Source organism: Lysinibacillus sp. G01H (assembly GCF_028872195.1).
Taxonomy (GTDB): Bacteria; Bacillota; Bacilli; order Bacillales_A; family Planococcaceae; genus Lysinibacillus; species Lysinibacillus capsici.
Genome location: NZ_CP118397.1, coordinates 561,667 through 573,710 on the forward strand (window position 1 = coordinate 561,667; position 12,044 = coordinate 573,710).

The window sequence follows — 12,044 nt, forward strand, 5'->3', positions numbered from 1 at the left end:
TTTGGTGCGATTTTGCCCCCTCATCGTTCAAAGATGAGGGGTTTTATTTTGATGCAAAATAAAGCGAAATGTCGCATGGACCAACGAAGGAGGATTCACATGAAGAAATTTTGGAAAATAGGATTATCAGCATTTTTAGCAGTAGGCTTGCTAGCTGCTTGTGGGCAGGAAGCAAAAGATAACAAGTCATCTAACGAGCAGCAAACACAGCAAGAAACAGCACAGGTGGATGAAGCAACATTCCCAATGACGATAACAGATGCCCTTGGTAAGGACATTACACTTGAAGCACCTCCTGAGAAAATTGTTTCACTTATTCCGAGTAATACTGAAATCCTTTTTGGACTAGGTTTAAATGATGAAATAGTTGGTGTTACTGACAACGACGATTATCCGCCAGAGGCAGCTGAGAAGGATAAGGTTGGCGGTATGGAGTACGATATTGAAAAAATTATTGCCTTAAAACCAGATATCGTTTTTTCACACGAATCTAGCATGTCTCTTTCAGAAGAGGCTATTGCACAGCTTGAATCAGCAGGTTTGAAAGTTTTTGTAGTAAGAAATGCACAAGACTTTAATGAAACATATACAACAATTGAGCAACTTGGACGTGCTACAGGGAAATTACCAGAGGCAGAAAAAATTGTTGCTAATATGAAGGCGAAAGTAGAAGAAGTTTTGTCTAAAGTCAAGGATGTTGAACCCAAAAAAGTGTTAGTTGAAGCATCAGATGAGCCAGATATTTATACATCTGGCAATGGTACGTTTATGAACGCGATGCTTGAAATGATCAATGCAGAGAATGTAGCTGTAGATGGCGATAATTGGTATAAAATTGATGCAGAACAAATTATCGCAAAAAATCCAGATGTCATCGTGGTGACATATCATTATGTACCAGATATTTTAACGAAAATACCAAAACGGGCGGGCTTTGATACGATTAATGCCGTAAAAAATAATGCGATTGTGCAGGTAGATGAAAGTACAACAAGTCGTCAAGGGCCACGTTTAGCAGAAGGTCTAGAAGAATTAGCAAAAGCAATCTATCCTGAGGTATTTAAGTGAAAAAAATAGCACTAGCCTATACACTAACATGTACGCTTCTTCTTATTAGCATCTGGTGTGGCGTAGCGATAGGCTCAGTTCATATTCCATTAGAAGTATTATGGAATAAGGCGGTTGATGAAACAGCCGCCAATATTTTTTGGAAAATTCGTTTGCCTCGCGTGTTATTAGCGGGACTAGTAGGCGCATCTCTAGCTATTGCTGGAGCAGCATTCCAAGGTTTATTAAAAAATCCATTAGCAGATCCATATACACTAGGGGTTTCATCAGGGGCATCTGTTGGTGCTGTTTTAACGATCTTTTTTAGTATTTCTATACCTGTTGTCGGTTTGTATGCGCTGCCAACCTTCAGTATGATTGGTGCTATCATCACGATGGTAGTTGTTATGAGCTTTGCTAGACTCGTAGACCGCTCATTGAAAATGGAAACGTTGATATTAACAGGTGTTATTTTTAGTTCATTTTTAGGTTCCCTTATTTCATTAATGATTGCCTTATCTGGTGAAGAATTACGTCAGGTAATAGGCTGGCTACTTGGTTCTGTTTCGATGCGTGGTTGGCCATATGTCCAAATGATCATTCCATTTGTGATTGTAGGTTCAATTATGCTATGGACACAAAGAAGAGAACTAAATGTTTTGTTGTATGGTGAAGAACGGGCAAAACATTTAGGTGTTAATGTGAAGCGCAGTAAATATTTGATATTAGCAGGTGGCTCCATGCTCACTGGAGCGGCTGTAGCGGTTTCTGGCACAATTGGCTTTGTAGGATTAGTGGTGCCGCATATGACAAGGATGATTTGGGGTTCTGATCATCGCCATTTATTACCATTATCTTTTTTCAATGGTGCAACATTACTCATTATTTGCGACCTAGTAGCACGAACAATCATTGTGCCAAGAGAGCTACCAATTGGTGTTATTACGGCATTTATTGGAGCTCCTGTTTTCTCCTATATTTTTTATAAGCAGCGAAGAAGTAAGGGGGTACGGGCATGATTATTGTTGAACAGCTATCAGGTGGCTATGAAGATGTACCAATCGTCAAGGACATTAGTTTTACTGTTGAAAAAGGAAAAATTCTTGGTATTCTAGGGCCGAATGGTAGCGGGAAATCTACATTATTAAAAGTAATGAGTGGTATTTTACCAGCTACTGCTGGAACCATTTCGATTGATGGACAAAATATTCTTTCTTATAATGCTCGTGCTTTGGCAAAAAAAATGGCTGTATTACCACAGCTTCATGCAAATGCTTTCTCAAACAGTGTGAGAGAGGCAGTTTCACTGGGGCGCTATCCGCATCAAACAGGCTTTTTCTCGAGTTGGTCTGAACAGGACGAACAGGCTGTACAACATGCTATGCTACAAACAGGTGTAAAGCGATATGAGCATACACCAATGGAATTTTTATCTGGTGGTGAACAACAAAGAGTATTTGTAGCACAAGCCTTAGCTCAAACTGCAGAAATACTATTACTGGATGAACCAACTAATCATTTAGATATTGCCCACCAACGTCAAATTTTAGATATGGTTCGGAAGGAAGCGATGGAGTGTGGTTTAACGGTTGTTATGGTACTACACGATATGAATTTAGCCTCTCTTTATTGTGATGAATTATTGCTGATGGAAAGCGGACGAATGAGAGCACTTGGTGCACCACATGAAGTATTAATTGCCTCCCAAATTGAAGAAGTTTATCAAGCACGGGTGACTACATATGCTCATCCTGAAATACCAAAACCTCAAATTACAATGATGCCCGCAGCTACAGACTACCAACAGCGAGCTGTCATCAAAAAAGAGCATTTTATGATAACTGAACAATATATCCAACTTCAATCAGAGCTTCCTTTGAAGATCGTATCTTCGGCAGTTCATAACCCGGGTATAGGCTGGCATAATTGCTTATTAAATCGCTCAGTTCCTGGGGATTATGTCATCAGCGATGTGAAACGAGAAGTTAAAGAATTTTTAAAAAGGGAAAATTTTTCACCTACCAATACTGTTGTTATGCTAACCGCAGTACCAACAGCTCTAGTGGCCATCAATGAATTTTCAGCACCTTTTGGCAGTATAATCGTAGCTGTAACTGCTGGCGTAGGCAATGCAGTTGATGTATCTCGAGTCCATGAAAGACAAGATGATCCATATATTGGTACTATTAATACATGGGTTATCATTAATGGCTGTTTATCGGAAGAGGCATTTTTTCAGGCATTGATGACAGCAACTGAGGCAAAAACAAAGGCGTTGCAATCAGAAAATATTCGTGATGAACGAAGTGGAACTATTGCAACAGGTACTGCTACAGATAGTCTGTTAATTGCTGCAACTCAAAAAGGGGAAGAAATGCTGTATGGTGGCCCAATTACAGAAGTTGGTAAAATAATTGCAAAGGGTGTCTATGAAACAACAGTTCAGGCGATTAGGAATTACAAAAATCAGTTTTAGGAGATGAGAGAAATGAAGCTTTACACGAAAACAGGCGATACGGGGAAAACAAGTCTTATTGGAGGACGGGTTGATAAAGATAGTTTACGTGTGGAAACATATGGGGCAATTGATGAATTAAATTCCTTTATTGGGAAGGCTGTAAGTGAATTAGATCAAGCGCTTTTTAAGGATATTTTAACAGACCTAGAGACAATTCAGCATGAGCTGTTCGATGCTGGTGGAGACCTTGCTAATGTGATGAAAGAACGTCATTATAAATTAACAGAGCAACCGATTGAAGTACTTGAAGCTCGTATAGATGCTTTATCAGACGAAGCACCACCTTTACAACGTTTTATTTTACCAGGAGGTGCACCAGCAGCGGCAACTTTACACATTGCACGCACGGTTGCACGTCGAGCAGAGCGTGAGATGGTGACACTCATGAAAGAAGTTGAAGATGTACCAAAGGTTGTACAAAAATATTTAAATCGCTTATCGGATTATTTATTTGCAGCTGCACGTGTTGTAAATGCTCGCTTAAACGTTGCAGATGTTGAATATATCCGCAGTGGGAATGTTTTTAAAAAATAAAGTTTAATTTAGTAAATGTTTTTATACAAAAAATGAATTGCTAGGTATTAAGCTACGGGGCGGTATAGGTTTGTATGCAATTTTAGCAGATGTTCAAATGTCTACTGAATATGCGACATCCAACTAAGTACAAAAGGTAAGGAAAGTAAAAATTGCTACTTTGAAAAAATTCAGGGTGGCTTTTTTTCTTGTAAAATGTAAGAATATAAAATTATCAGAAATATTTCCGTTTTATGTTGACTGAATGCTCACTCATTTATTAGAATAGGAATATAATGATAAAGTGAAGTACATTTCTGTATGAACTAGCAAATTCGTCACAAAGAGAGAAAATTACGACAAACTAAAGGGGGGACCAACCATGAGTCCATTATTAATTGCTAACATTGTCTTAACAGTCGTGGTTGTGCTTTATGCAGTAGGATTGTTCTTCTACCTGTTGAAAACACGCTATAAGTATGTGCAATTGGGGAAAAAGGTTGAGTTTGATGAAAGTGTTAAAGAACGACTTCGTTATATTATGGTCAATGTATTTGGTCAAAATAAGCTATTAAAGGATCCAAAGAGTGGTTTAATACATGTTATGTTTTTCTATGGATTTTTGATGGTACAGTTAGGGGCCATTGATTTAATTTGGAAAGGACTAGCACCAGAGTCACATCTGCCACTAGGCATTTTCTATGGTGTCTTTACATTCTTCCAGGAACTAGTAGTTTTAATGATTTTAATCGCGGTAGTGTGGGCATTTTACCGCCGCTATGTTGAAAAGCTAGTGCGTCTAAAACGAGGATGGAAAAACGGCCTTGTATTAATTTTCATTGGGGGGTTAATGGTATCTACATTAATCGCTAATGGTATGGGATTAATTTGGCATGGTGAGGGATTAACTTATACGGAGCCAGTTGCTTCAAGTATTGCTGCTATTTTTGGCTTCTTACCTACATCAGTTGCCGCTGGTGTGTTTTATGTAATGTGGTGGGCACACCTTTTAATTCTATTAACATTCCTTGTATACGTACCGCAGTCTAAACATTTCCATTTAATTGTCAGTCCGCTTAATGTTTACATGAATCGTTTAGATCGTACGGGTACATTAACACCAATTGATTTTGAGGCCTTAGAAAATGCTGAAAGCGAAGAGGATATGCCTTCTATTGGGGTAGGACGCATACAGGACTTCACACAAAAGCAAATGCTCGATCTATATTCTTGTGTAGAATGCGGACGTTGTACAAACATGTGTCCAGCAACAGGAACAGGGAAAATGCTGTCTCCTATGGATTTAATCGTAAAATTGCGTGACCATTTAACATTTACGGGCGCAGTCGTAACAAAGCAAAAACCATGGGTTCCTTATCAATTCTTTGCCAATACAAAGGGTAATCAGCTTGCAATGGCAGCTGGTGCTGAAGGTGCTGTAATTGAGGATATCTACAGTCCATCTTTAATTGGCGATGTCATTACAGAAGAGGAAATTTGGGCTTGTACGACATGTCGTAACTGTGAGGATCAATGCCCTGTAATGAATGAGCATGTTGATAAAATTATTGATCTACGTCGTTATCTAACAATGACTGAAGGGAAAGTAAATCCTGATGCTCAACGTGCAATGACGAATATCGAACGACAAGGTAATCCTTGGGGCTTGAACCGCAAGGAAAAAGAAAATTGGCGTGATCTAGATCCAACAATCCAAATTCCAACTGTAAAAGAGCTGAAAAAATCTGGCGAGGAAATGGAGTATTTATTCTGGGTTGGTTCGATGGGAGCTTTCGACAATCGCTCTCAAAAAATCGCTTTAGCATTCTGCCGTCTATTAAACGAAGCTGGTGTGAAGTTTGCAATCTTAGGTAATAAAGAGAAAAACTCTGGGGATACACCTCGTCGTTTAGGGAATGAATTCTTATTCCAAGAGCTAGCTACAGCAAATATTGATGAGTTTGAGAAAAATGACGTGAAGAAAATTGTAACAATCGATCCTCACGCCTACAATATCTTTAAAAATGAATATCAAGACTTTGGTTGGAAAGGTGAAGTGTATCATCACACTGAGTTATTAAATCAGTTGATTGAGGAAAATCGTCTAGCGCTAAACTATGAGGTTCATGAAACGATTGTTTTCCATGATTCTTGTTATTTAGGCCGCTACAATGATGTATATGATGCCCCACGTGAGATCCTTCGAGGAATCCCTGGCGTGAAGCTTGTTGAAATGGAACGTAACCGCGAAACAGCGATGTGCTGTGGAGCTGGTGGTGGATTAATGTGGATGGAAGAGCATGTAGGAAATCGCATTAACGTAGCTCGAACAGAACAGGCTCTTGCAACAAATGCATCAGTTATTTCATCGGGCTGTCCTTACTGCCTAACAATGCTAGAAGATGGTACAAAGGCAAAAGAGGTTGAAGACTCTATTGGAACATTTGATGTTGCAGAATTACTAGAACGTTCAGTGTTTGGTGAAAAAGTAAAGGCAGTTAATCCTTCTTCCGAAGAAACAGAAGAAACATACGAAGAAGTGGTAGCGTCTATAGAAAATGCTCAACAAGACGAGAATACGGAAGCGAACGCAGAAAAATGATTGCTATTGCAGAAATATTTTAGTTATCTGAAAAATATAAATTGCACAATAAAAAATTGTTTTGTAGAATAAGATTAAATGGGAATGGGAGTTGAGATAATAAACTCCCATTTTTCCTCGATAGAAGTCGAGCGAGCGTTCAGTCAATAATGCTTTGCAGCTTCATCGAGAACGTAAAACAAAAGGGGTGTTTTACTTGAATAGAGCTGTAATTTTAGCAGGGGCAAGAACTGCATTTGGTAAATTTGGAGGTTCATTATCAGCATTACATGCGAGTGATTTAGGTGCGATTGCAATTAAAGGGGCATTAGAGAAAGCAAATCTTGCACCTGGGCAAGTGGATGAGGTAATTTTAGGTTCGGTTTTACAAGGGGGACAGGGGCAAATTCCTTCTCGACAGGCTGCTCTGAAGGCAAATTTACCAACAGCAGTAAAAACAGAAACAATCAATAAAGTTTGTGCTTCAGGGATGCGTGCGGTGACATTAGCAGATCAATTGATTCGTTTAGGGGACGAAGAAGTGATTATTGCGGGTGGCATGGAATCTATGTCCAATGCACCATATTATCTTCTGAATGGTCGAAATGGTTTGCGTATGGGAGATTCTACAATGGTAGATGGCATGCTATATGACGGCTTAACATGTGCTTTCGATAAAGCAAGACCGCATATGGGTAGCTATGGTAATGCAACAGCTAAAGAGTTCTCGCTAAGTCGAGAAGAACAGGACACTTGGTCAGTACGCAGTCATGAACGTGCGCTAGCCGCAATTGAAAAAGGTTACTTTGCTGAAGAAATCGTACCAGTAGAGATTCCTCAACGGAAAGGTGATCCACTTATTGTTGATACAGATGAGGCACCAAGAGCAGGAACATCTTTGGAGGTACTGGCGAAGCTAAAACCAGCCTTTGACAAAGATGGCACGATTACAGCAGGTAATGCACCTGGGGTTAACGACGGTGCATGTGCACTTGTTGTCATGAGTGAGGAACGTGCAAAACGTGAAGGTAGAGAACCATTGGCAGTAATCGTTGGTCACGAAGAACTTGCGCTTGAGCCAGAAAACTTCCCACAAACACCAGGTCTTGTTATTAATAAATTACTGAAAAAGACTAATAAATCATTAGCAGATATTGATTTAATTGAAATCAATGAAGCCTTTGCAGCGGTAGCTTTAGTCAGCAAGCAGTTGGCAGATTTAGATGCAGAAAAAGTGAATGTTAATGGCGGTGCAGTTGCTTTAGGTCATCCTATTGGGGCATCTGGAGCACGTATCATATTAACACTTGCACAGGAATTGAAGCGTCGTGGCGGTGGCATTGGCATTGCCGCAATTTGTTCAGGCGGCGGCCAAGGTGATGCAATTATGATTGAAGTACCAAAAACAGGGGGACTGAACTAATGGGAATTCAAAAGGTAATGGTCATTGGTGCAGGGCAAATGGGCTCTGGTATTGCCCAAGTTTGTGCACAAGCAGGCTTTGATGTGAAATTGAACGATATCAAACAAGAATTTTTTGAGCGTGGTTTAGGGGTTATTACCAAAAATTTGTCACGTGATGTAGAAAAAGGGCGCAAAACAGAAGATGAGAAGGCTGCTGTTCTAAGTCGAATTAGTATGTCACTAGATTTACAGGATGCTAGTGATGTAGATATTATTATTGAAGCAGCTGTGGAAAATATGGAAATTAAGCAATCCATTTTTAAGCAACTTGATGGCATTGCGCCAGCCCATGCTATTTTAGCTACGAATACATCTTCACTGCCTATTACAGAAATTGCAGCAGTAACAAAACGTCCAGAGCAAGTAATTGGTATGCACTTTATGAATCCTGTACCAGTTATGAAACTTGTTGAAATCATTCGAGGTTTAGCAACAACAGATGAAGTGTACAAAGCTGTTGAAGAGATGACGGTTAAATTATCGAAAACACCAGTAGAAGTGAATGATTTCCCAGGATTTATTTCAAACCGAATCCTACTACCGATGATTAATGAAGCGATTTATGCACTTTACGAAGGTGTGGCGACAAAAGAAGCAATTGATGATGTGATGAAGCTTGGTATGAATCATCCAATGGGGCCATTAACATTGGCAGATTTCATTGGATTAGATACTTGTCTTTACATCATGGAAATTTTACATGAGGGTCTTGGAGACAGTAAATATCGCCCTTGCCCACTGCTACGTAAATACGTTGCAGCTGGCTGGCTAGGTAAGAAATCAGGAAGAGGTTTTTACGTTTACGAGTAATCCTATGGGGATGGGGTTATTTAGATGTTTCGGGACAACTTAGAGGGGTGACATTATAGATGCATTTGCAATTTACAGATGAGCAAATTATGATGCGCGATATGGTTCGTCAATTTGCTCAGGAAAAAATTCAACCATGGGTGGCGCGAATGGAAGCGGGAGAATTTCCACGTGAACTTCTACAGCAAATGGGTGAACTTGGCTTAATGGGGATTACGACGCCAGAAGACTTAGGTGGCTCTGGCATGGATTTTACATCTTATATTATTGCGATTAATGAACTATCAAAAGTAAGCGCTGTAATGGGTGTTATTTTATCCGTCCATACTTCAGTTGGAACGAATCCAATTATTTACTTTGGGAATGACGAACAAAAGAAACGTTATGTACCAAAGCTTGCAACAGGCGAATATTTAGGCGCATTTTGTTTAACAGAACCAAGTGCAGGCTCAGACGCTGGCTCTTTACAGTCTAAGGCAGTGCGTGATGGCGATGATTATGTGATTAACGGCTCCAAAGTATTTATTACAAATGGTGGAGAAGCTGATGTGTATATTGTATTCGCCTCAACTAACCCAGCTGAAAAAACAAAGGGTATCTCAGCATTTATTGTTGAAAAGGGAACGCCTGGTTTAATCATCGGAAAAGATGAGCATAAGATGGGATTACACGGCTCACGTACAGTTCAGCTGACATTCGATAATTGTCGCATTCCAGCTGACAACCTACTTGGGGAAGAGGGAGAAGGCTTTAAAATTGCGATGGCCAATTTAGATGTTGGACGAATCGGCATTGCAGCACAAGCGTTAGGAATTGCTGAGGCGGCACTAGAAGCGTCTACTGCCTATGCTAAAGAACGCATTCAATTTGGCAAGCCGATTGCCACGCAACAAGGTGTTGGATTTAAGCTTGCGGATATGGCAACGGCAGTTGAATCTGCAAAACTGTTAGTCTATCGTGCAGCCGATTTACGAGCAAAAGGTTTATCATGTGGAGCAGAAGCTTCAATGGCTAAACTTTTCTCATCACGAACAGCGGTACAAACGGCAATAGAGGCTGTTCAAATATTTGGCGGCTATGGCTATACGGAAGATTATCCAGTAGAGCGCTATTTCCGCGATGCAAAGGTGACAGAAATCTATGAAGGTACAAGTGAGATTCAACGACTAGTCATTAGTAAACATTTACTGAAATAAAGCCTGATATTGCGAATGGTACAAAGTGATGTGTACCGTTCCAGAGTGAGGGGAAAACGCTCCTAATCTAAACTAACCATAATCAGGTAATACAAAACAGAGTCTAACTAAAAAGGGGAAATGGACAATGAACTTTCAGTTAACAGAAGAGCATGAACAATTACGTGAAATGATTCGTGATTTTGCTATAAATGAAGTGGCGCCAACAGCTGCTGAACGTGACGAAAATGAAGAATTTGACCGTGCGATTTTCGACAAAATGGCGGAGCTTGGGCTTACTGGTATTCCGTGGCCTGAGGAATATGGTGGTGCAGGATTTGATTACCTTGCATATGTCATAGCTGTTGAGGAACTTTCACGTGTTTGTGCCTCGACTGGGGTAACTTTATCTGCACATACTTCACTGGCAGGTTGGCCACTTTACAAATTCGGTACAGAAGAACAAAAACAAAAATACCTTCGTCCAATGGCTGAAGGCAAACATATTGGTGCATATGGTTTAACAGAACCTGGCTCTGGCTCTGATGCGGGTGGCATGAAAACTTATGCAAAACGTGATGGCGATGATTATATTTTAAACGGCTCAAAAATCTTTATTACGAACGGTGGAGTAGCAGATACATATATTGTATTTGCAGTAACAGATCCAGAAGCAAAACATGGCACATCCGCATTTATCGTGGAAGCTGGATTTGAAGGTTTCTCTGTAGGGAAGAAAGAAAAGAAATTAGGAATTCGTTCATCTCCAACAACAGAGATTATTTTTGATAACTGTCGTGTTCCAAAGGAAAATCTATTAGGGGCTGAAGGGGAAGGCTTTAAGATTGCCATGACGACACTAGATGGTGGACGTAATGGTATTGCAGCTCAAGCAGTAGGAATTGCACAAGGAGCACTCGATGCAGCAGTTGACTATGCCAAAGAACGTGTGCAATTTGGTAAACCGCTCACTGCAAATCAAGGCATTTCCTTTAAATTAGCTGATATGGCAACGCAAATAGAGGCTTCTCGACTTCTTACATACCAAGCGGCATGGTTAGAATCTAATAACCTACCATATGGTAAGGCATCTGCAATGGCGAAATTAATGGCTGGCGATACAGCGATGAGTGTAACGACAGAGGCGGTTCAAGTATTTGGTGGCTATGGTTATACAAAAGATTACCCTGTAGAGCGCTTTATGCGTGATGCTAAAATTACACAAATTTACGAAGGTACGCAGGAGATTCAACGTCTTGTTATCTCGCGTATGCTAACGAAATAATTGATGACTGATAAAGATAAAAGGCCCCAAGTACAGTCAACCGTAAAAGATGAAAATCTAATCGCCATTCGTCGTGAACAAATGATTCAAGGAGCTATTAAGCTATTTAAAGAAAAAGGCTTTCACCGTGCCACGACGAGAGAGATTGCAAAAGCTGCAGGCTTTAGTATCGGTACGTTGTATGAATACATCCGAACGAAAGAAGACGTTCTATACCTTGTTTGTGACAGTATCTATCACCATGCGATGGAGCGTCTTTCAAGTTATGAGATTAAAGCAGGAACAATTGATGAGCTAAAAGAAATGATCCGGGAATACTTCCTGCAAATCGATAGTATGGTTGATGAGCTAACAATCATGTATCAAGAAACAAAATCATTGTCAAAAGAAGCACAACGCTATGTCTTTAGTAAAGAATTTGAAATGGTTGCCACATTTGAACGCTTATTACAGCGATGTGTACAGTCTGGCGAACTAACAATGACAGACAAGCAAATCCATTTAGCAGCCAATAACTTAGTTGTTTCAGGACAAAGTTGGGCGTTCCGCAAATGGGCTTTACATCGTCAGCACTCTATAGACGAATTCATTGACATGCAAATCACCTTGTTCATTTCAGGCATAAAGGGGTTCTAATATTTTGTAAGGGGT

Annotated in this window: 10 protein-coding genes; all 10 read left to right on the forward strand. The window is 40.0% G+C overall.

Annotated elements, in window-relative coordinates; all coding sequences use genetic code 11:
- Window positions 1-99 precede the first annotated feature (99 nt).
- The 10 genes from PSR12_RS02790 to PSR12_RS02835 all read left to right on the forward strand — a co-directional run bounded on the left by PSR12_RS02790 (window position 100) and on the right by PSR12_RS02835 (window position 12,029).
- Window positions 100-1,068 (forward strand): ABC transporter substrate-binding protein, encoded by a 969-nt coding sequence (locus PSR12_RS02790; RefSeq protein ID WP_221679342.1) that lies wholly within the window; start codon window positions 100-102, stop codon window positions 1,066-1,068.
- Window positions 1,065-2,066 (forward strand): FecCD family ABC transporter permease, encoded by a 1,002-nt coding sequence (locus PSR12_RS02795; protein ID WP_004231533.1) that lies wholly within the window; start codon window positions 1,065-1,067, stop codon window positions 2,064-2,066. The genes PSR12_RS02790 and PSR12_RS02795 overlap by 4 nt, the downstream gene beginning before the upstream one ends.
- Window positions 2,063-3,523 (forward strand): adenosylcobinamide amidohydrolase, encoded by a 1,461-nt coding sequence (locus PSR12_RS02800; protein ID WP_221679343.1) that lies wholly within the window; start codon window positions 2,063-2,065, stop codon window positions 3,521-3,523. Before PSR12_RS02795 ends, PSR12_RS02800 begins: the two co-directional genes overlap by 4 nt.
- Before the next feature lie 12 nt (window positions 3,524-3,535).
- Window positions 3,536-4,099: a cob(I)yrinic acid a,c-diamide adenosyltransferase gene (locus PSR12_RS02805; RefSeq protein WP_004231536.1), complete on the forward strand. Its 564-nt coding sequence runs from the start codon at window positions 3,536-3,538 to the stop codon at window positions 4,097-4,099.
- 361 nt (window positions 4,100-4,460) lie between these two features.
- Window positions 4,461-6,680, forward strand: a complete 2,220-nt coding sequence (locus tag PSR12_RS02810; RefSeq protein WP_221679344.1) for a heterodisulfide reductase-related iron-sulfur binding cluster — start codon at window positions 4,461-4,463, stop codon at window positions 6,678-6,680.
- Window positions 6,681-6,876: 196 nt separating this feature from the next.
- Window positions 6,877-8,082, forward strand: coding sequence for an acetyl-CoA C-acetyltransferase (locus PSR12_RS02815; RefSeq protein WP_221679345.1), 1,206 nt, complete (start codon window positions 6,877-6,879; stop codon window positions 8,080-8,082).
- A complete protein-coding gene (locus PSR12_RS02820; protein WP_004269435.1) occupies window positions 8,082-8,933 on the forward strand; it encodes a 3-hydroxybutyryl-CoA dehydrogenase in 852 nt (283 codons plus the stop codon). Before PSR12_RS02815 ends, PSR12_RS02820 begins: the two co-directional genes overlap by 1 nt.
- Before the next feature lie 59 nt (window positions 8,934-8,992).
- Window positions 8,993-10,129 (forward strand): acyl-CoA dehydrogenase, encoded by a 1,137-nt coding sequence (locus PSR12_RS02825; protein ID WP_221679346.1) that lies wholly within the window; start codon window positions 8,993-8,995, stop codon window positions 10,127-10,129.
- 127 nt (window positions 10,130-10,256) lie between these two features.
- Window positions 10,257-11,393 (forward strand): acyl-CoA dehydrogenase, encoded by a 1,137-nt coding sequence (locus PSR12_RS02830; RefSeq protein ID WP_004269437.1) that lies wholly within the window; start codon window positions 10,257-10,259, stop codon window positions 11,391-11,393.
- Between the two features lie 3 nt (window positions 11,394-11,396).
- Window positions 11,397-12,029 (forward strand): TetR/AcrR family transcriptional regulator, encoded by a 633-nt coding sequence (locus PSR12_RS02835; protein ID WP_004269438.1) that lies wholly within the window; start codon window positions 11,397-11,399, stop codon window positions 12,027-12,029.
- Window positions 12,030-12,044: the final 15 nt, after the last annotated feature.